Consider the following 26,380-nt stretch of genomic DNA (forward strand, 5'->3'; position numbering starts at 1 on the left):
AACACCCACCCCTTATAAAGGGATGGGTGGCGAAAACAAAACATTCAAAAATCCACCTGCCACACACTTGCTCTGCAGCTTTTAGCATTCCATTTAGATTATAATGACTATTTCTTTGAATGTAAAATATAAACTCTAATCTTCTTTTGAGAATTCTCCTTTTAATAATTTTTCTTTTAACCAACTAATTAAACGCTAATATAAAAACATTCCTAAAAACAAGAAAGACATTGCACAAAATCGCAATGTCTTTTTTGTAATTATTTTACGAGTAATTTAACAACCTTGCTGCTTTTATCTTTATTCTTCGCTAATACTGTTAATTCTTTACCAGCCTTTTGATTCTTGATATTAATTATAAATTCTCCATTTTCATTAGCTTTTCCAGAACCAATTGTCTCTTTTCCTACTTTAACAGAAATGGTAGCTCCAGGTGCAGTCATTCCTTTTATTTTGGTAGACTTACTGGATACATCTTCGATTGTCAGCGGTAGGTATGGACTGTTTTCTTCTAGAATATCAAAAATAAATTTTGCTTGGTCTGTGTTATCTATTAAACCACTAAATCTATCTTTTTTAGGTCCATATGCAAAGACTGCCACATCGTCCCCAGTGTGTCCGCTTGTTGTCCAACCTGAATTTGAACGTGCATTATAAATGTTCTCAATCGCATTATCAATTTTTGTAACGTCTTTTACACCGTCAATCGGTTCAGCAGCTATCACTACCGTATCTAGCTCTTCACTCGTTAGTTCTAAGCCACTATGCTTATTTAGTGTTTCTTCAACAGATTTACCGGCTGCTATTTCTGCTGCCATGAAGTCTGGGGTTCTTTTTGCGCTTTGGACCGGTTCAGGAAACCAATTATATTCTCCGTTTGCTCCCATAGTATATCCACCAGTTGAATGGTCTGAAGTAAGGACAACCAAAGTTTCCTTATCTTTTTTAGCAAATTCTATTACAGCTTTAAATGCTTGTTCAAAATCCTCCATTTCGCTCATTGTACCTACAATATCGTTATCATGCGCAGCCCAGTCAATTTGCGACCCTTCTACCAATAAGAAAAATCCATCTTTATTTTTATTTAATTTATTTATTGCAACATTTGTCATTTCTTTTAATGATGGGATTTCTTTAGTACGATCGATCATTTTTGGAAGGCCACCATCCGCAAACAACCCTAGAATCTGTTTATTTTTATCCGAACTCATTTCGTTTTTATTTGTAACGTAACTATATCCTTTATTTTGGAATTCTTCTGTTAGATCACGATCAGTGCGTACAAAATTCTTTAGTCCGCCACCTAACATAACATCCACTTTATGTTTTCCATTAATCATTTCATCAAAATAATCATCGGCAATCTGATTCATATTATGCCTGGAAATATCATGGGCTCCAAAAGATGCTGGTGTTGCATGTGTTAATTCGGATGTAGCTACAAGTCCGGTTGATTTCCCAAGCGCTTTAGCTTCTTCCAGGACCGTTTTAACTTCATTTTGATGAACATCTACAGCGATTGCTGCATTGTATGTTTTAACACCTGAAGACATAGCTGTTGCTGCTGAAGCAGAGTCAGTAATGTTTTGTTCCTCATCATCAGCATACGTAGTTTGCATGCCTACCAAATATGAATCAAATGTTGTGTTTTCGATTATTTTTGTGTTTGGATTATCTTTCATATATCTGTGAGCAGCTAAAAATGGGACTCCCATTCCATCCCCCACCATAAAAATGATATTTTTAACTTCTGTTTTTTTCTTTCCTGCCGCTTCGGCATGTTCTTTTTTTTCAAGAGATAGAAAACCGGTACTTAAACCAATAAGCAAACATAGCGCTATAAATACAGATAAAACCTTTTTGTTAACCGCTTTCAATTCATCCACTCCCTAAAATAGTTTAACTATCATAAAGTATACATGTTAATTATTGGAATAAAGTTACAGAATATATAAGATTATGTTAAAATTTGTTATCTGTATATTTTTATTTACATTTTTTGCTACTAAATTCATAAGTATCTTTATAAATATTACATTTACATGACATAACGTGTTAAAAGACCTACTATTTTCTCACTTTTCAACATTAATCACAGCAAAAAGGCGTTCAACAAATATTTTGTTGAACGCCTTTTTAAAAAGATTATTTAGATTTTCTTAACAAATTCTGATTTTAATTTCATTGGTCCGAAGCCATCGATTTTACAATCAATGTCATGATCAGCATCCACGAGACGAATATTCTTCACCTTAGTACCTTGTTTCAAAACCGAGGAGCTTCCTTTTACTTTTAAATCTTTGATAACAGTAACAGTGTCACCATCATTTAAAATATTCCCGTTAGCATCTTTATACACTTTCACATCTTCACTTTCAGATTCTAACGTCCACTCATGCCCGCATTCCGGACAAACTAAAAGCGGACCATCTTCATATGTGTATTCAGAATTACATTTAGGGCAATTTGGCAATGTTGTCATATTATTAACCTCCGAGCAATTAATACTATCTATACACTAATAGTATTCGCATTTTACATATTTTCATGTTTATCCATAAAGTAGATTATAACCATGACAACGAGCCTTTTAAAAGTAGTGTTTTATTGGTAAATAGCCACAATATATTTAGGTTGAGTTAAAATAAGGTTTCTATTTAACATTTTTGCTTCATGACTCTCCCTTTCAACTGTACGCACAAAATATCTACTCGGTAGAATCAAATAAAACCCGTATTGGCTTTGGGAGAAATCTTCTTTTATAAATGAATGACGTCAAATTGAGGATGAAGGTTGGAACTTTTTTAGGGAAATATTTTTTTGAGTACATCTGAAAATACGCTCTCTTCAAATCTTTCCACTGGTTATCTTTTTCCTGTTGCATGAAACGAGCAACATCAATCACTTTTACTCCTCCATCAGAAGTAATGATAATATTTTTAAGATGTATATCAGCGGGATTTAATCCAACTTCCTCCGCCATTTTTAAAGCTTTGCTTATCTCTTTAACTTTCTCTTCAGGTACAAAAATACCTTTTTGTAGACATTGAAACAATGTATAGCCCTCAATAAAATCAATGATAATATAATTATTACCATCATCATATAACGACGGATAATAATCTATATGCTGCAATTTATGGTAAATGGTCGCTTCCTCAAGGGCTATTCTCTTTTTATGAGGAAAATATATTTTTAAAGCCAAATCCTTATCTTTAATTTTAAATACAAAAGCACTCCTGCCTGTACCTATTAGTATTAGATTCTGGCTATATTTAATTAATCTTGGTTTAGATCCATTCATTTCAATCTCTACACTATCTGCTAAAGCTTTATAGGATATAGTAAACACCTCATTTTAAAATAAAAACCCCATATCATATAAGTCCAAAACTATCTAGGCTTATTTGAAATGGGGACTTCCTTTATTAATATTAAGAATTAGTATCATTATACTATATACCTTTGAAGTAATTAAAATTTCTGCTTTATATTATTTATTGGGTAAAAAAAACTATTCATTTAGAGATGTCCAAATTAACAATATCCATTTTTTCTTCAGCACTGGTAAACAGTTGATAAGATAGGTGAAAAGATTTGAAAATCTGTATATTAGAATATTCCAGATTACTTTTTGATAATGTCATTTTGTTTTAACAACAAGAAGTTTTAAAGCCTTACAGCATATCCAATTATTCGTATATTTCTATTAAAGAGATATACGAACTCCTAAAATACCTAAAGGGGATTAGTATATCCTATCCTACACTAAGTTCCATTTGTACATTTTACTTGTTGAGCATATGGCTGAATAAAGGCCCTATTCCATATGGAATAGAGCCTTTCAGAATGCCTATTTCGTTATTAAATCAAAGAAAGACTCTCAAGGGAGAGTCTTTCTTAATAGCTTTGGCTATTATGCTTTTTGAACATTAGTAGCTTGGGGTCCACGTTGACCTTGTTCTACTTCAAATGTTACACTTTGACCTTCGTCTAAAGATTTGAAACCTTCGCCTTGGATTGCTGAGAAATGTACAAATACATCTTCTCCGCCTTCGCGTTCGATAAATCCAAAACCTTTTTCTGCATTAAACCATTTAACTTTACCTTGTTCCATGTTTGTTGCCTCCCAGTGTGTATATCACACAATGTATTAATATCCTTGCTCAAATTACCTTAGACGAAAAACAAAATCTTTTCTCAATCTGCTTAGAACAAAAATAATTCTTCTTAAGAATAACATGCTTTATAAAAATTAGCAAATTTTAGAATCTAAATGATAGAAACTACTTAAAATTATTTCAAGACAAATATAAAAAATCCTGCTTTAATACTCCTCATACTAGAGAATGGGTAATTATCTTTATTTATTCACAGTTTCATCTGCTCCTGTTCTAGATTATATCCATAAATCAAGGCTGATATATTCCCCATTTTCTTTATTATCCTTTCTGTATTTTCAGAAAATAACAAATTGATTGGAAGTTAACAAGAAGACCATAAGTATCTAACAGGTATGTTAGATATACAGAATCAAAAAAATATTATGCTAGTATAAAATCAAGAAAACTATGAGGTGACTATTATGAAGGAAACTATCGTAAATACAAGCTTAAAAAGCATGATTAATATAGAAATCTTAAAGGCTGCAAAGGCGGTTGACTCGGCTACAGATTCCTCTGAATACTATTATAAAATCAAGGAATATAAAAGAGCGAGAAAATTAAAAGAACTAATATCCGAATTAAATAAAGGTAATGATTATGTCTTACAAAGATTAAATGAACTATCCAACAGAAAATCAGCTTCTATATAAAAGTCAGCAGACAGGCTGACTTTTATCTTTTTTTTATAAATTGGTATCCTATAAAGACCAGTAAAAAGGACCTTTCCACTGTAGATCTAAATCTCGTAAAATTAACAACCAAAGATTTAGTTCTTTACTTGAGTAAAATTCTTTAGATATTCGCTTTCATTTACAGATATCACTTTTTTTAAATCCGTCGTTCTTAATACAAACTCCTTAACACCAATAAATTCAGATTCTGCAATCAAATAAAACTCTGTTTCTTTTTTAAATCCCTTAAACGGTCTGTTTAATCTAAATAACTTCATTAAATAACTCCTGGCGATCAATTAAAATTCGATAAATAATTCCTGTCCATCTTCTGTTTCATAAAATTATTGCAACAATTTATTATACTTTACTAAGAGCTGCTGTAAACTTCGAATTCATGCTTCTTAAGTCAAATACAAAGTACCATATTTAAAAAAAATGTTGGTTACAAAGGTATTGGTGAACAATGGACTAATTTCCCCCTTGATTCTAATACATTCTTCCTCTATTTTGCATTTAGGACACCCTGAATATTTTTCCGTATTTATAGTCTACTAGAACGGGTTAATTAATTATAACAATATAATAATATCTACAAAGGTGAATATGTAAAATATAGAGGTGAAATTGTTCAAATAATGGAAAGTGATGGAATGACTGCAATTCGTCTTTCTATTACTCCAACCTCTTACGGCTGGTCTGTATCTGATATTATTTATGTAGCTTACCTCGGTTATACAGATTTTGTTGATGAAGACGTTGTCACTATTTATGGTGAAGTAAACGGTTCCTTTACTTATACATCTCAAGCAGGATGGGATATTACACTCCCACTAGTAATTGCAGATTCCATTGAATAAATAAGAGAGAGCCAGGTGGCTCTCTCTTGTCATTGCATTCATTACATATCTAATTCTGTAAAAGCATATGGCACTAATTCTTTTAAAGTCAATTCTTTACATTCTTTCTTTGCATTCGTTAAATAAACTGGCATGTCAGGAGAACAAAATTCAACTAAAACCTGTCTGCAAATACTGCAAGGCGGTAAATAATCCTCTGTGGCCCCTGAAATAGCTATCGCCTGAAAATCACCTTTTTGATAACCTTTTGTAATTGCCGTAAAAATGGCTGTTCTTTCTGCACAGTTTGTTGCACCAAAAGATACGTTTTCAACATTTACACCATTGATAATACTTCCATCTTTAAGTAAAAGGGCAGCCCCAACAGGAAATTGAGAATACGGCATATAAGCATTTGATTTTACAGCACGGGCACTTTCCAATAATGTTTCTTTATTTACCATCTAGATCATCTCCAATTACAATAAATTGAAAAGACACTCATTTATACGATTGTACCAAATTAATAACGATATTTTCTTCTTGTCACTAAAATGATTATAATTGCTGGCAATGTAAAAATAGCCATTCCGGCAAAAGAGAGTCCTGGAGAAATATCATATAAAAATCCTCCTGCCAGTGTCAATATCGCTGTGCTAAAACTCATAGCAAAAGCCGAGTATACACCTTGTGCATTGGAGTTTTGCTCTTTTGGCAGCGAGTTTGTTATATAAAGGATAAATGCATAATGTGCCAAAGCAAAGGATAGTGCATGCAAACTCTGCGATAACATGAAAACCCAAACATTCGGGAATACAGCTACCAATAACCAGCGCAGAGTTGATCCAGCAGCAGCTACCAATAGTAAAGAAGATGGCTGCCATTTTCTAAACAGATGATCAGCCTTCGCAAAACAGATGATCTCAAAAATAACAGCAATATTAATGATCATACCGATATAGTATGTGTTTACACCTAAATCCTGTAAATAAATATAGCCATAATTATAATAAGATGCGTGAGCACCCTGAAGTAAAAATACGATTAGCAAAACAATTGAGAAGCTTTTAATCTTCCATAAGCTGCTCATTTTCATTGTATTTTTACTTTCATTTTTGATCGGTTTTTCAGTTAGTATATCCGGGCTAGGTAAAATATACTTGATAAGCATTAAAACAAGCATGAACATCATTGCCCATAAAATCCCACTATCCCCAAAATACCCAGTAACCATACTAATTACTAGCACAGAGACAATGAATCCAAGAGAGCCATATGAGCGAGCTTTTCCATATGCCCCATCCCCCTGTCTCATTAAAATACTAGCAGTACCTTCCACTGCGGGAAGTAAAGTTGGATAAAAGGCACTAAAAATAAGAGTGACAACAAATAGGGAAGTAAATGATGTCGATGGTATATATAGGATTGTCACTGCTAATGAGCAGATAATTAAAAGGAAAGCGACTTTATGAGCACTCCAGTATCTGGAGGCGATTGGATAAACAAAGAGCGCTGATAGCCCTCGTACCACCAATCCAAATCCCATAATTAAGCTTGCTTCTGATACTGTCAATCCTTTTCCTTGTACAAGATAACCTGTCCAATAAGGTAAAAATATACCCCATGTCATAAAAAATAAAAAAAAGTTCTGTGAAAACCAACGCGGATTGTTCATTCTTTCTCCCTCCATACTTATTGCATCATAGCATGTTTCACGCTTACAATAATGTGAGATATCTCATATTTTTTTAATAATTTGGAGGAAAAAAGTGCAGATTTTATCTGAACCATTGCGCAGCCAATATATTGATTTAAACAGTATCCAACCCTTTTCCAGTGTCTCGATAAAACCATTTATTCAAGTCCATGAATTTGAGCGTGGTGAATTCATTTACAAAGAAGGTTCTATACCAGAGTATCTATACCTTATTGTTGAAGGGAAAGCGAAACTATATATCACGCTTGAAAACGGAAAAGTATCTCTCCTTAATTTTATTGAAGCACCGTCACTTATTGGCGAACTCGAATTATTGGGAGTAGAGCAATATTCTATAGGGGTCCAAACATCAACAAAAACGATCTGTTTAGCTATTCCCATGCATATATGTAAAAATCAATTATTAGAAGATCCGGTTTTCCTGAGGCATTTGTCCATATTTTTAAGCAAAAAAACACATTATCTTTCATTTAAATCTGTTCAAACTCAAATTTATCCGCTCGAAAATCGGTTAGCTTCATTTATTTTAATGTCAGCTGAAAATGATTTTTACAAAGAAAAACACACAGAAGTCAGTGAATATTTAGGAGTCTCCTACCGTCACCTATTACATGTTATCTCTCAATTCTGTAAGGGAAATCTTATAAAAAAATATGATCGTGGCTATCTCATTTTGGATAGGGAGCGGCTTCAGGAATTAGCTAAAATTGATTAATGATACATATATCCACTTCACTGCCTAAGTAAAAAAGCTAATCATCAGATTAGCTTTTTTACTTAGATTCACTTTAATAATTAACAGGCTTATTCCCCAGTTTTAGCAAACCGATCAATCCGATCCCTTATCTCATCGCGTACCCTTTGGAAGAATGCCCATTTTTCTTCCTCACTTCCTTCCGCTTTTGCCGGATCATCAAATCCCCAATGAACTCGTTTTACGCTGGGCGGTGTTACTGGGCAATGTTCATCTGCATGCCCACATAAAGTTACGACTAAATCTGCATGATTTAAAATATCCGGATCAATCACATCCGAAGTGTAATTAGTTATGTCTATATTTACTTCCTGCATCGCTTTCACTGCATTCGGATTTAATCCATGGGCTTCAAGTCCAGCACTTTTGACATTCCAGTCAGGCAGGATTTCCTTTGCCCACCCTTCCGCCATCTGACTGCGACACGAATTACCTGTACATAGAAAATAAATTGTTTTTTTCTTTGGCATTAAATTATTCCCCCTGATTGAACTTTTGTTCAGACGTTTCTACTTTGTTCCTATGGAAGTATTTCTTTTCCCAGCGCAGTGCTACACTTACAAGTGCAATCAAAACAGGAACTTCCACCAATGGACCGATAACAGCTGCAAAAGCTACGCCGCTATTAATCCCAAACATAGCAACCGCAACTGCAATTGCCAATTCAAAGTTATTACTCGCTGCTGTAAAGGATAACGATGCCGTTACAGGATAGGATGCTCCTGCTTTTCTTGAAGCAAAAAATGATACAGCAAACATGATTAAAAAGTAAATGAGCAATGGTATAGCAATTCGAATGGCATCCAATGGGAGTTCAACAATTTTATCTCCTTTTAAGGAGAACATCATCACAATCGTAAATAATAAAGCAATAAGTGTAAGAGGAGAGATTTTAGGTAAAAAAGATTCTTGATACCACTTTTCCCCTTTTAATTTTAATCCAATGAATCGTGTTGCCATTCCTGCTATAAAAGGAATACCTAAATAAATGAGAACGCTTTTTGTAACTTCCCACATCGAAATGACAACAGTAAAATTCTCCAACCCAAATACGCCTGGCAAGATATTTAAGAAAAAGTAGGCAAATGCCGAATAAAATAGAATCTGAAATACAGAGTTAAAAGCGACAAGTCCAGCTACATATTCTCGGTCCCCGCGAGCCAGATCATTCCAAACAATAACCATAGCTATACAACGCGCAAGACCAATCATAATCAGGCCGGCCATATACTCAGGATAATCATGTAAAAAGATAATTGCTAAGAAGAACATTAGAACCGGACCGAGCAACCAGTTTTGGAATAAGGATAGCAATAATACCTTCCAATCCTTAAATACACGCCACATCTCTTCATACTTCACTTTTGCCAATGGCGGATACATCATTACAATCAATCCAATAGCAATTGGAATGGATGTCGTCCCTACGGACATAGTATCTAACATTGTTTTAAAATCAGGTACTAACAGCGCAATTAAAATACCCACTGCCATGGCTGCAAAGATCCATACCGTTAAATATCGATCTAAAAAAGACAGCCTTTTCGTCACACTTTTTTCTGCCATCTGGTTCTCCCCCACTCTTTGTTGATTTAACAATCTGATGAACAGCATTTCACACTAATTGGCTCCAGCTGGTCAATGATTGCCTGAATATACGGCTGTTGAGTTTCATTTAGGCGAAAATGTTTCCATGTGCCTTTTTTTCTTTCCAGAATAATTCCTGCATCTTTCAACTTTTTCACTTGTTGGCTGACTGCAGGCTGGGAAATTTGAAGAACATCCACAAAATCACAAACACATACCTCTCCCTTTTTCAGACAAGCCAATAATTTTAACCGATTCGGGTCACTGACTGCTTTTAATTGCTGAGCCATTTGCTCAATTGTATTCATATATACCTCCTTTATATAACCAAACGCTTATATAAGACATTACTTATATTATATGACTTAATAATTAAAATCAAGAAAATAAAAAACAGTAAGCTAAAGTATCACCAGCTTACTGCTTCAACTTTCCAAAACCATAAGTAAAATCTCTTCTCGACTAGCAGTATTCTTATTAAAAATATCCACCTATACCAATAACCAGGTAAAACACAATGATTCCTGCTATCTTTGCCTTTGACTCTCTACTTTTAATAAGCAAAGCTGCACAAAGAATAGTAAACAGTATATAGGCGATTAATCTTAACTGCCCCGTATAGGGACCCATATTATGTAATAGAAAAACAATGATTGATATAAAGGCAAGTAGCCAATAAAACCATTTTTGTAATAAACTCAAATTACCGTCCCCTTATATGTTATTAGAAATACTCCTCAATCACGATATTATGAGTTCCGTCTTTTTCTTATCTTTACTATAGATCTTTTAGTATCATTTAACCCTTTCTTCAAGAGGTAGTTTAATATTTTGATTCTCTGTTTACCCTATTAGACTTTTTTCTCATAACCACTGCCCTAGTTGTCCTTATAATATATAAAACCAGAAACAAAGATTTCCATCTACAATCTTTATAACTACTAACCCATCCGTTTGCTTTTTTGACGAAGACTTCTACCATCAAAACTCATTTATTCGATTTTCCACTTTAATAAATAGCATATAACTAAAATATCTACTAATAAAACAAAAATAGTACGAGTAAAAGAATGATAAAAAAAAATATAATTTACACATTGAAACCAAATCATAAAAGAGAATTCCGCAGATCTAACAAAGGAAGTCTCATTTGCTTTACTTAGGATTTTATAGAATTATCTGGTTATCTTAAATATGTAAGCGGTTTAGACTATCAGATAAAAAGTATTAGAAATAATACGTTTATTTTTATAAAAATATTGTGTTAGGAGTGTTCAACATGAATAATCAACATACTACTGATACAGAAAAGAATGGACAGTTTCCATGGATGGACAAGTCATTGTCACCACGTGAGCGTGCTGAGAAGCTTGTTGCTGCTATGACATTGGAACAGAAAATTGCTCAACTTCATGGTGCAATGAATACGATTAATATTTACGATATGCCTTCAATGGATGAAATGAATGCCATGACTCCTGAGGAGCAGGACAAGCTTATGGCGCAGCTTCAAGTACAGCGCCATGTAAAGGGAATTGACGAGTTAGGCATCCCTCGTTTCCGTATTACTAACGGTCCTGTTGGCGTAGGTATGGGTGACGGACATCCGAGCCCGCCTGCTACAGCGTTGCCTATGACGATTGGACTTGCGGCAGGCTTTGATCCAGAGCTAGCGCGTGAGTATGGAGATATCATTGGTTCAGAAACAGCTACGCTTGGTCAGCATGTTCTTGAAGGACCAGGTGTTTGCTTACACAGAACACCGATTGCCGGACGTAACTTTGAATACTTTTCAGAAGACCCATACCTATCAGGTGTGATGGGCGTCGAAGTGACGAAAGCCATTCAAGACCACGATGTTATCGCTATGGGTAAGCATTATGCCGTTAACGACCAGGAATACGAGCGTTTCCGCACAAGCGTTGAATTGGATGAGCATGTATTGCGCGAACTATACCTTCTTCCTTTCGAAATGTTAGTAAAAGATGGTGACATTGCCGCAATGATGAGTGCCTACAACCGTGTTCGTGGTGTGTACGCAACGGAAAGCCGTTACCTTCTTAACGATATTCTTCGTGACGAGTGGGGCTTCCAGGGTTATGTACAATCTGACTTCTGGTCTTGCCGTTCTGCCGCTGCATCATTGAATGCTGGTATGGACCATGAAATGCCGGATGCTAAATGGTTGAACGAGACGAATGTAAAGAACGCTCTTCAAGACACTAGCCTTGAGATTGAAACTGTTGATCGTGCATTGGTGCGCCGCTATACACAAATGTTCCGTTTTAATCAGTTCGAGCGCCCTTACAATCCTGGTGAGATTGATGCGAAAGGTCATGGTACTAGATCTCGCAAAATCGGTTCCCAGACCGCTGTTCTTCTGAAAAATGAAGGCGAAATGCTGCCACTTGATCCGAAAGCTTATGACTCCATCGTAATCATTGGTCAATCCGAGTACGTTGATGATGCGTGCAATGGTGGGGGTGGTTCTTCAAAGGTTACTCCGCTCTACACGGTACCACCGGTAGAAGGCATGCAAAATGTCCTTAAAGGTCTTGGTTCACACACGTCAGTCAGCAAGGTTACTGTCGCTAAAGATCTTTCAAATCTTGACGAAGCCAAAGAAGCTGCTGCTAAAGCTGATATGGTTATTCTAATGGCCGGCTTAGTTGCCTCTGAAGGTTTTGATTTACCTAGTCCAAACATGCTAAATGATCAGAATCGTATGATCGAAGAACTATTGGATATCAACCCGCAAACGGTTGTAGTCATGAAAGACAGCAGCCCTGTCATGATGCCATGGATCCAAAAGGCTAAAGCTGTTCTTGAGGCATGGAACCAAGGTACTGAAGATGGTCACGTCGTTGCCGATTTACTCTTTGGCGTTGTAAATCCATCCGGTAAAGTTCCTACCACATACGCAGCTTCTGAGGATGATCTTTTGTACGCAGGCAGACCTGAGCGCTATCCTGGTACAGATGAAGGCAATGGCTTCCCGGTTATCCGATATTCTGAGGGCCTTAACATGGGTTATCGTTGGTTCCAATCCCAAGGAATTAAGCCATTATTCCCGTTTGGATACGGTCTATCCTACACATCCTTTGAGCTTTCCGGATTCTCAGTAACACCATCACAAACAGATGGCAAATCCCCTATTACGGTAAAGGTGACCGTAACCAACACAGGAAAAGTTGCTGGAGCTGAGGTTGTTCAAGTATATCTAGGTATTCCTGTCCAAGGACAGCCACCTAAACGTCTTGTTGGTTTCCAAAAAGTTTACCTAGAGCCTAATGAGTCACGTGAAGTTAGCATCACGATTGACCCAACTGCTACGAACCATCCAATGGGTGTATGGGACTACTACGAACACGATTTCGTGGTGAAACCTGGCGAGTACACTGTATATCTTGGTACATCCAGCGAAGATACTCCATACAAAGAAACAGTAGTCGTTGAATAAATAATATTAATTAATAGTTAGAAGGATTGAATCAACAATAAGATTCAATCCTTTTTTCTTGCTCTTAAAATAAGTTTTCCAAATGGAAGTACTCTATTAAAGGCTTTTTTCTTCCCTCGTTATGCCATTTATGATATTCTTTCAAAACTTGTTTGGGGTCATTATTAGCAACCTCTTCAACCAAATACTTTACTGCAAGAAAGCTTCGCCAGTAATCGAACATAATACTTGTTAAACTCCCTTGATAACTGTCACTTCCGAACTCCTCTAACGAATGGTTACCATATTTGTGCTTAAACAGACCCATCAATTCTATCTCAATATTTGTAATCTGCTTATTTTCTGTATCAGTTAGTAAGTATTTTCTTGATAAGTACTCACACATTCCTTCCTCAAACCAAATACTGTTCTCTCTCTCATCATCAAATTCATCCAAAAACAAATCGGAGTGATGGGTTAATTCGTGTCCAAGTATAGTTAATATATGGTTTTCAGACATATTAGTATAGAAGTCTTCTATTTTAGAATGTTTCTTTCCCTCTAATTGTGTAAGAAATAACCTCCTCCAGCTTACCAAATCAGGAGAAAGATAAATGAGATCTTTATTTGTAAAGGCTGGGATCGGTATATTGGAAAAAACAGTTGTGGCTAGTTCATCTGTTGTCCATACAACTCCTTTTGGCAATTCTTTGAGCTCATAATGATTTACTAATTCAAGCTGATAGCCTTTTATGTTTTTTGGAAAACCTCTCAATCAAATATTTGTATTCCTGAAAATCCTCTTCTTTCTCAAATGCAAATATATGCTTCAACACCAAAGACTCCCTCTACTATAAAATTCAAGTTAAACCTTGATATTATTTTAAATGAATTTTCTGTAAATAAATAGAAATAAGAAATCCTCTTATTAAATTATTTTGTTGAGGGAAAATCAGGCGCTATGATTATAATGTGTAAGAAGGAGTTGCCTTTTCCGTATTCAGAGCATAATAATTCGGTTGGAAGTCCCTTTATTCACTGGATGAGGAAACATTAGAAGATGTCCACGTGACTAATAAATAGAGCCAAAAGTGGGATAGAAGATTTGATAAAAAACCCCTTGCAAGTAAGCAGGTTTAAATTAGGGATTATTCAATCACTGTGCTATACTTAGCCTACCATTTGCTATACAGTTTCATTCTTTTGTCGTCTAAGCTCTATTCATTTCTTGAATAGGGCTTTTTTATTGCGCAAATTGATTTAAAAACAAAAAAAGACCCTGCATATGCAGGGTCTTTCATTAGCTCTTATTAAGCTTTTTGAACGTTTGTAGCTTGTGGGCCACGTTGTCCTTGTTCTACTTCAAACGTTACACTTTGACCTTCGTCTAAAGATTTGAAACCTTCGCTTTGGATAGCTGAGAAATGTACAAATACGTCTTCTCCGCCTTCACGTTCGATAAATCCAAAACCTTTTTCTGCATTAAACCATTTCACTTTACCTTGTTCCATAATTGTTGCCTCCTAGTGTGGATGTCCACACAATGTGTTACTATCCCTGCTCAAATACCTTAGACGAAAATCAAAATCTCTTCTCAATCTGAAACCGAACAAAAATAATTCTTCTTAAGAATAACAGGTAATTCCAATAATAGCAAACTATACGACCTCACCTTTTATAATTGGATATTTATCTATGATGCAATATATACTCTGAAACATTCAAGATGAACAACCACATGATATAACCCGTTTCGCAGAAAAATATAATTTGCCTGCGACGGAGAGAGGTTATCCTAAAAATAAGTGGTGATACCTCCTCGACCAATGGTGAGGGGGTATTCTCTAATGGTTAAGACACCAATAACGAGGGAAAAAGCCACATTTCCTTCGGCTAAGATAATGGTTTACTCTCATTCTAAGGAAATTTAAACAGATTCATCCCCTAGTCTGACTTAATCTTGAGATTCAAAGTAATCCTGTATAAAATATATTCTCACCAATGATCATTCCCATGTAGAGTATATATAGACATCTTGTTCATTAATAGGAAAGGTAGATATTGAAAGAATTAGAAAATTCCAACCGATTGTTTGTCGTGCCGATTATTGCTATTTTAATATTAGGGATTATTTTTATGACAGCCGTATTGCCAATGGTGAAAATGGAGACTTATTCTTTAGCCATGAAGTCATTAATAGTTTATAGTGTTGTTCTTCTTAGGGTGCTATTCGTGGCACTTATATTAGTTTGGATATCAATAATTTAGTAGAAAAAACAGATACGAAATATTCATCATAATAAATCCAGCCATTTTGCGCTTTTGCCAAAATGGTTTCTTCATGAAATAAAAAGGATGGTAGAAAAATGGGATTTTCATTATTTGGACCATATCATATTGCATGGCTCATTATAATAACGTTGACCGTTATCAAGGTTAGTAAGCATTTCAATAAATTAGATGCCAAAAGTCAGAGTATTGTACAACGAAGAATCGCATGGTTTATTTTATTATTTGAGATAATTAAGAATATCTATTTGATTAACAGAAATGAATTTACAGTTGACTATCTACCGTTTGAATTATGTAGTTTTGCGATTTTTGCGATTTTATACCATGCCTATACAAATAGCTTAATAATTGGTGAAAAGCTCTATAACTTATTCTTACCTGGTGCAATTGCAGCTTTATTATTTTGTAACTGGACACATCGCCCGATTTATGAATTTATGAGTTTATTTAGCTTTATTTTTCATTTTGCACTTGTTATGTATTGTGTCATGGTGTTATACGCTGGGATTGTAAAACCAAATAAAAAAAGAATAGTAGGTTCAGTCCTATTTTTAGCTGTGACAGGATCAATTATCTATCCATTAAATAAAATATGGGATACAAACTTTATGTTTTTAAATGTCCCCTCACCTGGTTCCCCACTTGTTCCGCTTGAAAAGGTACTTGGGAATCCCGGGTACATATTTGGTTTAGCTTGTATGATTGTTATTTTATGGGTTTTGATGTATTTACCATGGAATAAGCTTCAACGATTAAAAGAGACTAATGATTTCTCAACTCATTAAAATCGTTACTTCTTTTACTAGGTAATTTTTTTATTACTCGTTAAATTCATATAAAATTTGGACAGTTGGAAATATGCCCGTGATTAGGGATTTTTGTTGACCAAATTGAATAAAAAACAAAAAAAGATCCTGCATATGCAGGATCTTTCATTAGCTTTATTAAGCTTTTTGAACGTTTGTAGCTTGTGGGCCACGTTGTCCTTGTTCTACTTCAAACGTTACACTTTGACCTTCGTCTAAAGATTTGAAACCTTCGCTTTGGATAGCTGAGAAATGTACGAATACGTCTTCTCCGCCTTCACGTTCGATAAATCCAAAACCTTTTTCTGCATTAAACCATTTCACTTTACCTTGTTCCATAATTGTTGCCTCCTAGTGTGGATGTCCACACAATGTGTTACTATCCCTGCTCAAATACCTTAGACGAAAATCAAAATCGCTTCTCAATCTGAAACCGAACAAAAATAATTCTTCTTAAGAATAACAGGTATATTTAAAAATAGCAAATAATACGACGCTCAACATTAATAATAAGATGTTTATCCGTGTGCAATATACTGCTTGGAAATGTTCTAAAGCTAAAAAGCCAGTGGTCTCTCGCTCTGACTCCTGATTGGTTAGCTGCTCATCACTAGAGGATAGTTGGACCTATATGGAATGTCGACTAAATATATAAATAGTGGCGATCGGCCATCGGAAGAAGTGATGAAGGAAATTCTATTAAATATGTTTAAAGAAGGATTTTCAGTAGATTAGTGACTGCATCGTAAAAAAATAATACAAACAATCCCTTTACAATTAAGTAGGTTTAAATTAGGGATTATTCAAGCACTGTGCTATACTTAGCCTACCATTTGCTATACTAGTTTCATTCGTTTGTTGTCTAAGCTCTATTCATTTCTTGAATAGGGCTTTTTTATGGACCAAATTTTTTATAAACAAAAAAAGATCCTGCATATGCAGGATCTTTCATTAGCTCTTATTAAGCTTTTTGAACGTTTGTAGCTTGTGGGCCACGTTGTCCTTGTTCTACTTCAAACGTTACGCTTTGACCTTCGTCTAAAGATTTGAATCCTTCGCTTTGGATAGCTGAGAAATGTACGAATACGTCTTCTCCGCCTTCACGTTCGATAAATCCAAAACCTTTTTCTGCATTAAACCATTTCACTTTACCTTGTTCCATAATTGTTGCCTCCTAGTGTGGATATCCACACAATGTGTTACTATCCTTGCTCAAATACCTTAGACGAAAATCAAAATCGCTTCTCAATCTGAAACCGAACAAAAATAATTCTTCTTAAGAATAACAGGTAATTCCAATAATAGCAAACCATACGATCTCACCTTTCATAATAGGATGGTTATCCTTGTGCAATATACTGCTTCGTAATGTCTAAAGAATTATGGAATCATTTATGGAGTTAGTAATTGAGAAGGATTTCAAGGATATTACTATAAAAGACATTACGCAACGAGCAACTGTTAATCGCGCAAATTGGAAACAGTCATCAGTGAAGATGTGTTGCAGGGAATATTAAAAGATGTAACTTCACATGAAGCATTTACACCCAAAATTGAAACTATCATAAAAGAAGAACTCGCAAGGGTATTTAAAGATTTATTAAAGAAAAAGTACCCCTCTTCGTCAAATGAAAAAGCAGACTTGCATAGCATTATGATTAGTTGGAGCCTATATGGAATGTCAACTAAATATGTAAAAAGTGGAGACCGTCCATCTGAAGAAGTGATGAAGGAAACTTTTGTTACCTTATTAAATGTTTAATGAAGGATTTTTAAGGAAGCTAGCAGTTATTGTATTCATAAAAAAGATTAGAAAAATACTCCCTTTGCAAGTAAGCAAGTTTAAATTAGGGATTATTCAAGCACTGTGCTATACTTAGCCTACCATTTGCTATACAGTTTCATTCTTTTGTTGTCTAAGCTCTATTCATTTCTTGAATAGGGCTTTTTTATTGCCCAAATTGAATAAAAAACAAAAAAAGACCCTGCATATGCAGGATCTTTCATTAGCTCTTATTAAGCTTTTTGAACGTTTGTAGCTTGTGGGCCACGTTGTCCTTGTTCTACTTCAAACGTTACGCTTTGACCTTCGTCTAAAGATTTGAATCCTTCGCTTTGGATAGCTGAGAAATGTACGAATACGTCTTCTCCGCCTTCACGTTCGATAAATCCAAAACCTTTTTCTGCATTAAACCATTTCACTTTACCTTGTTCCATAATATGTTGCCTCCTAGTGTGGTTGTCCACACAATGTGTTACTATCCTTGCTCAAATACCTTAGACGAAAATCAAAATCGCTTCTCAATCTGAAACCGAACAAAAATAATTCTTCTTAAGAATAACAGGTAATTCCAATAATAGCAAACCATACGACCTCACCTTTCATAATAGGATGTTTATTCGTGCGTAATAGTAGCAGAACCATCACCACAACCTATCGTCATATAGTAGCATCCTCTAATACCTCGTTCACATTCCCTATCCTTATCCTCTAAAAAAGACATCAAATATAAAGCACAGCTCAAATACCATCCGTTTTCCTAACAAAAATAGCTAATGATTGAGTAAACCTATTAATAAAAAATAAGCTTGGGATATCCCAAGCTTATAGATCTTTAACGAAGAACTATTCTCTCGTTCATCTAGTTTGTCTCAGAGTTAAAAGTGTTACTCCCCTACCATTCCATCATTATCGTTATCGCGCATATAAGGATATAACCAATGGTCACTCGTTATGGGCATACTGAAACCTGCATCTTTTGCTTCTTTAATTGTCACTTGTCCATTACCATTCACATCAACACTAGAAATATCACCTTTCGTGTTTGAACTAGTTGAACTACTAGAATTACTTGAACTAGTTGAATCAGAAGGCTTACTTTCTGTTAAACCGAGCGATGCGTTTACTTCATCAGGGTTTACATTGTCAAATTTATCCACAATCTCGTTACCCCTTATAGTATAGGAATACTGGTAATGGGAAGGGACCTGTGTTTTCGTATTCGGATAGGTGATAATTGCTTCGAAATTAGTAGCTCCACCCGCACGACGAATCGCATCTTCCATATAAGCTTGGTCACCATGTCGGTTGAGTGTACTATCCTGCGGGGTAATATTATAAGCATTCGATACCCCGCCGAGAGAATCAGCGATGATATGTCCTTCATCTAAATTATCACTCTCAACACCAGGAACTTTCGCCTCATCAGAGTAGTATCTTCCAGATGATGTTACAGGTTCGCTACGATCATCTTGCAGAATAATTTCGTCAGCAATGACCCGCACTAATTGGCCGTATTCATTCGTAAATGCCCAATATTCACGATCCCCAAAGCCAATGTCAACGACAACGTTAGCTTCACGATATCCAGACAAATCGCCACCATCAACTTCAATCCGTTTGTATCCTGAGAACCGTTCATCCTTTGATTGGTTTTTTGTTTCCTCTATTACCGGTTCATCAACTACTTGTTCCTCTACTGCTGGTTCATCACTAACCGTAGGGGTAGTTTCTTCTTTTTCTTCTTTTTGACTATTTTCTTCTGTATTAACTGTGGTTACTTCTTGTGATTCTTTTTCTACATCTGTAATAGATGTATCATCAGCATTCGAACAACTCACCAAAAAGATAATCGTTAAAAGTGAGATTATATAGTTTATTTTCTTTTTCATTCTAGGACTCCCCTATAATTAACGTTAATAACATGTAAGTAAATATTTTATCACATAATACTATTCTATTTTTACTTTCGTTTTCATTTGCCTTTCATTTCCACGATTTTTGATTTAGGATTCGCTGCATATAAATTAAATAAAGAAAAATAAATCACAACAAAAAAACGCACGCAGATTTCATATGCGAAATATTGTGCGTTTTGGCTGGATATTTACTAATATGTGGCTCACGAGTAATCCCAGCAAGAGAAGTCCAATTAACAAAATGTTCTTCATCTATCTCTTCCTATTGAATGGCATTTTTAAGAATGCAGATCCATTTTCAAGATTTATCCATTAAAATAATTATATAGCCTGCTTGAAATAAAGAAATATAAAAACAACTACCTCAAAATTTTAAATAATATTCTTTATAAATAACAAATTTACGGTAAGGTTATTTCGAAATACCAGTTGAATTAAAGTTATGTGGATTATAAGAGGAGGATGAGCAGTATGAACAGTTGGCGAACGGCTAAAGGATTTGGATTGGTTCTGTTCCTTCTGCTAGGGAGCCTGTCCTTTCCCACTACGGGAGAGGCTTTGAGCTGCGCGGAACCTGAACGCGCGGAAAAAGCTTTCAAGAACGCCGATTTCGTATTTAAAGGGATGGTAAAGGAGCGAAATGGAGACAGTTACATTATCCAAGTGGACACGGTCTATAAAGGAGAACTGAAACCTAGGGTTAAAGTGAAAGACATGATCGGAGATTGGTTACAAGAAACTCTCAAAGAAGGCGGAATCTACCTCATTTACGGACATAAAAAAGGATTACACATTGAGGTTGATCCGTGCGGACGAACAGATGAATGGCCGAAGCTGACAACGGACGTGGAAAAGTTTCCAAACGGGGAACTGGCAGATTATGATGCAGATGACTTTTTAGAATATACCCGAAGCCGCGATCAAAGAATTGCTGGTACCATTGCAGGATTACTTCTCTTGTCAAACGTGTGGATTTGGCGAAGGAAACGAAGATAAACCAGCAATAGCTGGTTTTACTTGCTCAACCCTCCTGTAATGTTCCATTGAAATCTTTAGACAAAACAACTCCAGTCTCCCTTCTTCTAAGAATCTTCCTTGCTTAATTGATACAGCCACAATCTCACCAAGAAGAAGGAGATATTAAATGTAAAGAAATATCCTCTAAGCGGATTAACTTCCTTGATGACCAAACAGAGCAGTAGATTTTAATATGATGTGAAACCTGTAAGGTTTAGCATTAACCATGTAGGGGGAAATGTTGATGAACAAATGGTTGAAATGGGTTATCGGAATCTTATTGATTTTTACCGTTTCAGGGTGTTTTGCAGAGGATTATGATGTGGGGCTTCCAAGCGCTCGTTTAGAAGTAGGCGAGATGGATGGCCTCCTAGCATACCCGTTAACCGAAGCCAATATCAGCTGGAGCTCGTCGAGTGGCGAAGTAAAGAACGTTGTGTTAGATATTGAAGAATTCGGTCCTAATCAGAATAAAATATTTGCACATCCCAACCAGGAAGCCAGGATTGACATTATTGAAAATGAGGAAAATAGCGGAAGCAGTGGGGCCAGCTGGCCAGACTCCATTGCCGTCACATTGTGGAAAAATGGGGAAGATACCGATCTCGATGTGAATGAAGACGGGGAATTCACCTTCCCTAATACCGAAGGAACCTTCGTAATGGAAGTGATTACGAGAAACTCATCAAATAAGGCTCAGTATGTCGGATATGTCGAAATAAAAAAATAGATACCGAAACCAATTAAGTTAAAAGGTCAAAAAATCGTTTTATTACCATTAGATAACTCATTCAATTTCGAAATATTATACTTAACAATAAAAAGGAAGCCAATCGCTGATTGGCTTCTACTTTAACACACATATGAACACTAGAAATTACTCTCATGAAACGGAATCGTTTTTTTCGTGATCTACCTGGCGAATTGGAACCAGGTCACGCAGAACCCACCGAGTCTGCTTTGACCATGAACTGGTTTTTCCCTGTTTGATCAATGGCGTACCATATCCAGGTTCACCTCACCCCGCTCCTCATAGTCGGGTTTACCGGCCAAACCTGCAATACAGGATCATTCGTAGCAAACATTATCCATAAAATTAACAGAAATGAAGTTTTCACCTTTTATTTTTCACACTTTATCTATAATTAGTTTCATAATCTTATGCAAATCATCTTCTGCTATGGATGGATAATGCCTGTAACACCTAACAAAAAGAGTAGCAAAACTGCTACTCTAGTCAAAAAAATTATTCTATTACTCTAGATTATCTATTGCATATTGAGCTTCTTCTGGAGTGAATTTTTCTCCATATTCAGAAACTAATTGGTCATATATAGCGCTTTTTGACATATCCATATCATCAGCATAAGAGTTTGCTTTCTTTAATGCATTTGCATTCCAATCAAATTCAAGATTATTAATAGCATATTGAGCTGCATCAGCAGGGAACTGTTCTCCATATTCAGAAACTAATTGGTCATATATAGCGTTCTTTGACATATGCATGCTCTCAGCATACTGTTCTGCTTTTTTCAATGCAGAACTAAATTCTCTTGAAACACTTACTTTTTCAGTTTTTGCTTCTTCTTTCGGTTCTTCTTTTGCTACTTCTTTAGTAGTTGTTTCTTCTTTTTCTTGTTCTTTGTTTTTAGTGTCATTAACTACACTTGTTTCTTTTACATCAGAAGAATCAACGGCCTTACTCTCCTCATTTTCTTCAGAAGTACCCACTGCTATAATCAATATGATCGCAATTAACCAAACCCACCATTTTTTATAAAATGGCTTTTTCTTCTTTTCTACTGCCCCCACTATATACACTCCTTTATACTTTCTATATAAACCACTTTAGCATATTTTTACTTTATTTACCGATGTTTGTGCTATTTTTCACAATTTATCCATTTGTTTTATCACAAGTATGGTGGCGTACTGGAATACAAGCTTTCTTATGTCACAAATGGAGAGCAGCACTCCTATATTAAAAGAAAAATAATATGAAAAAGTTTATGGCTGTGAATGAATATTTTTAAATAAAGCAAAATTAGGAAAGAGAAATACTGGTTATCCCTAACTGCAAAAAAAGCCAATCTTGGATTGGCTTCTTCTCATCACTCACACATACTTCCGACTCACACTCTTCCCATCATAACTAAACAAAATTCCCTTACCTTCCAACACCGTTTCCATATGAACCGTTCGTCCCCATAAATAATGCATATGCGGCAAAACTTTCTCTAGATATTTTACATCCAGCTCAATATCCTCAAACCAATGCTTCAGGTAAAGTTCCCCATTTTTTAAATAGTCCCCGTCATTCACCGTAATATACGGGAACCCTCCATTGACCCGCATGCCGACAAGCTGATCTCGTACCGCTTTCCATTGCTTATCGACAATCTTATAGTCGCGCCCTTTTTTCTGAAATAGATACATATCCTCGCGCATGACTAAATCCTTTGTGAGGTAATTACGGAGAAAGGAGATATCCGATTCAATCTCCCGCACTTCAAACATTTTCTCACGGCCTGAATTTGGTTTAACCCCTCGCCTTTTTCATCTCTTCGTCTGGGTTGTTATACCTCTCTTCAATATCCTCAAACATCTTGATGCCCAAGTAATAAGGGTTAATGCCTGTTCTTGACGGCTGCACCACACCTGCATTGAGCTTCGCAAATTCGATCGATTCCTCGCTTGTTAAATCAAGTTCACGGAGAATGCGTTGGTGCCAGTAGCTCGCCCAGCCTTCGTTCTCCTAAGGATCTTCATTAATGGCGCTATTTATAAACATTATTTCTAATAAAAGAAGGTGCTTTTAAACTGTCTCTGTTATTCCATTAACGCCCCTGTTAGTTTAAGTACACTTTTTCACAAACTTAATTTAATTTGCCTCTGCAGTAAGCGGCGTGTCCCAGGAGGAAGGCGATTTCGTCTTCTATCATAATGATAAGAGCCACCGATTTTTTGGCGGCTTTTTAACCTTAATTTTCACTCTTAACACATATAATTTAATAATCAAGGACCTGTGCCGCAAGAAACACTATACTTCTCGTTTTCATTTTGTTTTGCGTAGCAAATAGTGCCTGTCATTCCAGTTTCATTCTTCCAATCGTGCCATATTACCTCGTACTTATGTCCGTAATCTTCATCATAAATATCTCTAGAGATTATGATGGCAAAAAAACTTTGATAGGGATAACCATCATCTCTAATAGAAGCTCTTATAGCACTTCTAGGAGAATCGTTATCGTGTATGACTGAATCTAAAAGAGGAGGGAAGACTAGAACAATTATTAGTACGCCTATAAGAATCCATATTTTCTTCCTATTACGTTTCATATACTTACACCTCCTTTTTTAAAATTATACTATTTTCGGTAAATAACAAAGGGTTCAGTTCAGCTAACCTGCTCCGTTTGTGGAATAAAAAAAAGAGCTGATTACAACTCTTGATATTGAAGTAATGCCCCTGTTAGGCACAATATGAAAGATATCACTCAACCTCACTTAAGATTTTTTTCAATTCGGTCAAGACGTTGTTTAATCTCTTGTATATCTCTTTCTTCCATTTTTAATTTCTTCTCGGCTATTTTATTGTTTGCTAGATACCGCTTAACTATCTTAACGATATATATAATTGCTACAATAATTACACCAATTATCACCAAAAGAACAATTGGTAAAACGGCTGTAATAACATCTACCCAACCAGATGTCTCTACTACTGGCTTAATGGTTTCACCCACTTTTGCATCACCCCTTAGAATAGTACCTTTAATAAATCCTCTAAATGTTAATTAATAATTCTACATCGTTATTGAATTAACCTGCCCCTTTAGCTGCATAAGAAGGGACCGTCAATTTGACAGCCTTGCTTGAGAAAAAGTTTTCCTAAGTTCACTTGCTATATCCACTAGATTACGTAATCGTGTATAATTTCCGTAACTTCAATTTTTCCGTTAATCAATAGTTCAGGAAGCTTGTTTTTCACATTGCCCTTCCAATATTCTCTGGCTTGTTCAATTTTCTGAGAGAAAGGAACTCCATCTGCCTTTGGTAAAAGGTCTCCATCACCCTCAAAATAATTTCCTACAACTCTTAGTTTAACAATCTGAATAACTTTTCGGTTGTAAGTATCGAACAATTCTTTCCATTTCAGAGCTTCTTCATAGCTCTTCGCAGCATATAAACAAGATAATCTAGAAGGATATTCAGGATATTCTTGCAGTCTAACCATTTCTGCTAGCACTTCTCTTATTGCTCTAATTGTTTGATCCGCATAATCTACAACTACCTTGGCATTCTCTTTATTCAAGTGCAAGCCTTCATCTGTAAAATGGCTATATAAAACTTGCATAAAGTCTTCGTCTTTAGAATTTAATATTTCCCTTTCAAAAAAGAAGCGATATAAGGTGTTTTTTTGGTTCCTATCAAAGTTAATGATCTGTCCCATTCTCATTTCTTTATTAGTAACAATGTGATAAGCATAAAACTCCGTCTCTTTCATACATCTGCCTCCTGTTGAACTAATCAAGTTGGCTTATAATGCAACTTATCCATCATATCCACTAAGAATAGTTGTTTAAATTGTTCTGTAACCTGTTACGTTACTACTATAAAAAGTTCAACAAAAAGGCCATTAATCCTTCTTCCGCTAACCTGCCCCGTTTGTTCCATAAGAAATTCAACACAAAAAGGCATTAATCCTTCTTCCTGGATCAATGCCCCGTTAGTTTAAGTATACTTATTCACAATAATAGCAAATACCTTTAGAAATGCTATTTGTATTTATATTTCACTAATTATATGTCCCTCATTATCTAAGAAGTCTATGTTTATGTTAGAAAAGTTTTTTGGTTTATTGTTCATCAAAATCCAAACTCTCGTTTTATCATTGAGCCTAACAATATCTGCCTCTATTCCATTCACTTTTATGGTCTTCGTTTCAGCCACTATATCTTTTGGTATGACCCCGTGCAAAAGAATATCTCCATCAGTAAAACTTGTATAGGAAGAACCTCTATCCTCATCGTGAGAATAATAGGTTGGTTTCCAACCGAATATCCCTTTTTCAAACTGGACTAATGAAACAGTATTTCCAACTTCAAATGGCACAAATGTAGAATTCCCAATTCGGTAAAATTCTTTATCACCGATTTCAGTTTGAACAAATTCATTCTTAAACTTTTCAAATGCTTCATTGACAGTTTTAGAACTTAGTTTTACAGTCTCTATACTTGCAAATATCGCATATATAACAATCATTGATATAACATAAAATGAGATTGTTTTTGTACGTTTCCCCAACTCATCTCTTCCCCACGTTTTTTATTTTAACTCTTAAAATACTTGAATTAACTTAATATTATTTTCTCAGTTGCTCTTGTTAAACT

30 protein-coding genes and 2 pseudogenes are annotated in these 26,380 nt (G+C 35.4%); 8 read left to right on the forward strand and 24 right to left on the reverse strand.

The window, feature by feature from the left end; translation table 11 throughout:
• Positions 1-260: 260 nt before the first annotated feature.
• From A8L44_RS19545 to A8L44_RS04515, 5 genes and pseudogenes are all read right to left on the reverse strand, one after another.
• Complete coding sequence (locus tag A8L44_RS19545) at positions 261-527, reverse strand: Ig-like domain-containing protein (RefSeq protein ID WP_257468990.1); 267 nt, start codon at positions 525-527, stop codon at positions 261-263.
• Positions 504-1,877 (reverse strand): annotated as a pseudogene (locus A8L44_RS04500) (alkaline phosphatase); the annotation flags it as partial. The gene A8L44_RS19545 and the pseudogene A8L44_RS04500, both read right to left, overlap by 24 nt.
• Positions 1,878-2,149: 272 nt before the next feature.
• Positions 2,150-2,482, reverse strand: coding sequence for a zinc ribbon domain-containing protein YjdM (locus A8L44_RS04505; RefSeq protein WP_066102117.1), 333 nt, complete (start codon positions 2,480-2,482; stop codon positions 2,150-2,152).
• Between the two features lie 225 nt (positions 2,483-2,707).
• Positions 2,708-3,304, reverse strand: a complete 597-nt coding sequence (locus A8L44_RS04510) for a protein kinase domain-containing protein (protein ID WP_066102428.1) — start codon at positions 3,302-3,304, stop codon at positions 2,708-2,710.
• A gap of 612 nt (positions 3,305-3,916) precedes the next feature.
• Entirely contained in the window at positions 3,917-4,117 is a 201-nt protein-coding gene (locus A8L44_RS04515; RefSeq protein ID WP_066102120.1) for a cold-shock protein, read from the reverse strand.
• 468 nt (positions 4,118-4,585) lie between these two features.
• Here A8L44_RS04515 and A8L44_RS04520 point away from each other — a divergent pair, with 468 nt between their 5' ends.
• Positions 4,586-4,816: a hypothetical protein gene (locus A8L44_RS04520; RefSeq protein WP_066102123.1), complete on the forward strand. Its 231-nt coding sequence runs from the start codon at positions 4,586-4,588 to the stop codon at positions 4,814-4,816.
• 116 nt (positions 4,817-4,932) lie between these two features.
• On the opposite strand, the gene A8L44_RS04525 is transcribed toward A8L44_RS04520, so the two are convergent.
• Positions 4,933-5,115: a hypothetical protein gene (locus tag A8L44_RS04525; protein ID WP_066102125.1), complete on the reverse strand. Its 183-nt coding sequence runs from the start codon at positions 5,113-5,115 to the stop codon at positions 4,933-4,935.
• Positions 5,116-5,475: 360 nt separating this feature from the next.
• Between A8L44_RS04525 and A8L44_RS04530 the strand changes: the two genes are divergently transcribed.
• Entirely contained in the window at positions 5,476-5,697 is a 222-nt protein-coding gene (locus A8L44_RS04530) for a hypothetical protein (protein ID WP_066102127.1), read from the forward strand.
• A gap of 41 nt (positions 5,698-5,738) precedes the next feature.
• Here A8L44_RS04530 and A8L44_RS04535 read toward each other — a convergent pair whose 3' ends face one another.
• Both A8L44_RS04535 and A8L44_RS04540 read right to left on the reverse strand, forming a co-directional pair.
• A complete protein-coding gene (locus tag A8L44_RS04535; protein WP_066102130.1) occupies positions 5,739-6,140 on the reverse strand; it encodes a cytidine deaminase in 402 nt (133 codons plus the stop codon).
• A gap of 59 nt (positions 6,141-6,199) precedes the next feature.
• The gene (locus tag A8L44_RS04540) at positions 6,200-7,351 is read right to left on the reverse strand and encodes an MFS transporter (RefSeq protein WP_066102133.1); all 1,152 of its coding nucleotides are present in this window, start codon (positions 7,349-7,351) and stop codon (positions 6,200-6,202) included.
• Positions 7,352-7,445: 94 nt separating this feature from the next.
• Here A8L44_RS04540 and yeiL point away from each other — a divergent pair, with 94 nt between their 5' ends.
• Positions 7,446-8,108 (forward strand): transcriptional regulator YeiL, encoded by a 663-nt coding sequence (gene yeiL / locus A8L44_RS04545; protein WP_066102134.1) that lies wholly within the window; start codon positions 7,446-7,448, stop codon positions 8,106-8,108.
• Between the two features lie 89 nt (positions 8,109-8,197).
• Here the strand turns inward: yeiL and arsC are convergent, their stop codons facing one another.
• The 4 genes from arsC to A8L44_RS04565 all read right to left on the reverse strand — a co-directional run bounded on the left by arsC (position 8,198) and on the right by A8L44_RS04565 (position 10,436).
• A complete protein-coding gene (arsC, locus tag A8L44_RS04550; protein WP_066102135.1) occupies positions 8,198-8,617 on the reverse strand; it encodes an arsenate reductase (thioredoxin) in 420 nt (139 codons plus the stop codon).
• Between the two features lie 4 nt (positions 8,618-8,621).
• Entirely contained in the window at positions 8,622-9,713 is a 1,092-nt protein-coding gene (gene arsB / locus A8L44_RS04555; protein ID WP_066102138.1) for an ACR3 family arsenite efflux transporter, read from the reverse strand.
• 26 nt (positions 9,714-9,739) lie between these two features.
• Positions 9,740-10,042, reverse strand: a complete 303-nt coding sequence (locus A8L44_RS04560; RefSeq protein ID WP_066102141.1) for an ArsR/SmtB family transcription factor — start codon at positions 10,040-10,042, stop codon at positions 9,740-9,742.
• 169 nt (positions 10,043-10,211) lie between these two features.
• Positions 10,212-10,436, reverse strand: coding sequence for a hypothetical protein (locus A8L44_RS04565; RefSeq protein ID WP_066102144.1), 225 nt, complete (start codon positions 10,434-10,436; stop codon positions 10,212-10,214).
• Positions 10,437-11,013: 577 nt separating this feature from the next.
• Here A8L44_RS04565 and A8L44_RS04570 point away from each other — a divergent pair.
• Positions 11,014-13,194, forward strand: a complete 2,181-nt coding sequence (locus A8L44_RS04570) for a beta-glucosidase family protein (RefSeq protein WP_066102147.1) — start codon at positions 11,014-11,016, stop codon at positions 13,192-13,194.
• 64 nt (positions 13,195-13,258) lie between these two features.
• Here A8L44_RS04570 and A8L44_RS04575 read toward each other — a convergent pair whose 3' ends face one another.
• Both A8L44_RS04575 and A8L44_RS04580 read right to left on the reverse strand, forming a co-directional pair.
• The gene (locus A8L44_RS04575; protein WP_225983651.1) at positions 13,259-13,948 is read right to left on the reverse strand and encodes a hypothetical protein; all 690 of its coding nucleotides are present in this window, start codon (positions 13,946-13,948) and stop codon (positions 13,259-13,261) included.
• Between the two features lie 535 nt (positions 13,949-14,483).
• Positions 14,484-14,684 (reverse strand): cold-shock protein, encoded by a 201-nt coding sequence (locus tag A8L44_RS04580; RefSeq protein ID WP_066102150.1) that lies wholly within the window; start codon positions 14,682-14,684, stop codon positions 14,484-14,486.
• An 855-nt stretch (positions 14,685-15,539) separates the two neighbouring features.
• Here A8L44_RS04580 and A8L44_RS04590 point away from each other — a divergent pair.
• Positions 15,540-16,250, forward strand: a complete 711-nt coding sequence (locus tag A8L44_RS04590) for a YwaF family protein (protein WP_066102161.1) — start codon at positions 15,540-15,542, stop codon at positions 16,248-16,250.
• 159 nt (positions 16,251-16,409) lie between these two features.
• Here A8L44_RS04590 and A8L44_RS04595 read toward each other — a convergent pair whose 3' ends face one another.
• Complete coding sequence (locus tag A8L44_RS04595) at positions 16,410-16,610, reverse strand: cold-shock protein (protein ID WP_066102150.1); 201 nt, start codon at positions 16,608-16,610, stop codon at positions 16,410-16,412.
• A gap of 622 nt (positions 16,611-17,232) precedes the next feature.
• Positions 17,233-17,433: a cold-shock protein gene (locus A8L44_RS04600; RefSeq protein ID WP_066102150.1), complete on the reverse strand. Its 201-nt coding sequence runs from the start codon at positions 17,431-17,433 to the stop codon at positions 17,233-17,235.
• Positions 17,434-17,772: 339 nt separating this feature from the next.
• On the opposite strand from A8L44_RS04600, the gene A8L44_RS04605 reads away from it, so the two are divergent.
• A complete protein-coding gene (locus A8L44_RS04605; RefSeq protein WP_139063796.1) occupies positions 17,773-18,033 on the forward strand; it encodes a hypothetical protein in 261 nt (86 codons plus the stop codon).
• Between the two features lie 254 nt (positions 18,034-18,287).
• On the opposite strand, the gene A8L44_RS04610 is transcribed toward A8L44_RS04605, so the two are convergent.
• Positions 18,288-18,488 carry a cold-shock protein gene (locus A8L44_RS04610; RefSeq protein WP_066102150.1) on the reverse strand — a complete coding sequence of 67 codons (201 nt, stop codon included), beginning with the start codon at positions 18,486-18,488 and terminating at the stop codon, positions 18,288-18,290.
• A gap of 450 nt (positions 18,489-18,938) precedes the next feature.
• The gene (locus A8L44_RS04615; RefSeq protein ID WP_066102169.1) at positions 18,939-19,943 is read right to left on the reverse strand and encodes a DNA/RNA non-specific endonuclease; all 1,005 of its coding nucleotides are present in this window, start codon (positions 19,941-19,943) and stop codon (positions 18,939-18,941) included.
• Positions 19,944-20,441: 498 nt separating this feature from the next.
• On the opposite strand from A8L44_RS04615, the gene A8L44_RS04620 reads away from it, so the two are divergent.
• Positions 20,442-20,966, forward strand: coding sequence for a hypothetical protein (locus A8L44_RS04620; RefSeq protein WP_066102172.1), 525 nt, complete (start codon positions 20,442-20,444; stop codon positions 20,964-20,966).
• 265 nt (positions 20,967-21,231) lie between these two features.
• Positions 21,232-21,717 (forward strand): hypothetical protein, encoded by a 486-nt coding sequence (locus A8L44_RS04625; protein ID WP_077247977.1) that lies wholly within the window; start codon positions 21,232-21,234, stop codon positions 21,715-21,717.
• Between the two features lie 524 nt (positions 21,718-22,241).
• Here the strand turns inward: A8L44_RS04625 and A8L44_RS04630 are convergent.
• The 6 genes and pseudogenes from A8L44_RS04630 to A8L44_RS04655 form a co-directional block, all read right to left on the reverse strand.
• Entirely contained in the window at positions 22,242-22,799 is a 558-nt protein-coding gene (locus A8L44_RS04630) for an Ltp family lipoprotein (RefSeq protein ID WP_066102175.1), read from the reverse strand.
• Positions 22,800-23,102: 303 nt separating this feature from the next.
• Positions 23,103-23,739: pseudogene (locus A8L44_RS04635) on the reverse strand (SpoVR family protein); the annotation flags it as partial.
• Positions 23,740-24,002: 263 nt separating this feature from the next.
• A complete protein-coding gene (locus A8L44_RS04640) occupies positions 24,003-24,326 on the reverse strand; it encodes a hypothetical protein (protein WP_066102178.1) in 324 nt (107 codons plus the stop codon).
• Positions 24,327-24,490: 164 nt separating this feature from the next.
• Positions 24,491-24,733, reverse strand: coding sequence for a hypothetical protein (locus tag A8L44_RS04645; RefSeq protein ID WP_066102181.1), 243 nt, complete (start codon positions 24,731-24,733; stop codon positions 24,491-24,493).
• A 167-nt stretch (positions 24,734-24,900) separates the two neighbouring features.
• Positions 24,901-25,494, reverse strand: coding sequence for a DUF2441 domain-containing protein (locus A8L44_RS04650; protein ID WP_066102184.1), 594 nt, complete (start codon positions 25,492-25,494; stop codon positions 24,901-24,903).
• A gap of 281 nt (positions 25,495-25,775) precedes the next feature.
• Positions 25,776-26,294, reverse strand: coding sequence for a hypothetical protein (locus tag A8L44_RS04655; RefSeq protein ID WP_066102187.1), 519 nt, complete (start codon positions 26,292-26,294; stop codon positions 25,776-25,778).
• Positions 26,295-26,380 lie beyond the last annotated feature (86 nt).

The sequence above is a fragment of the Bacillus sp. FJAT-27986 genome, assembly GCF_001685035.1.
In the GTDB taxonomy this organism is placed as follows: Bacteria; Bacillota; Bacilli; order Bacillales; family Pradoshiaceae; genus Pradoshia.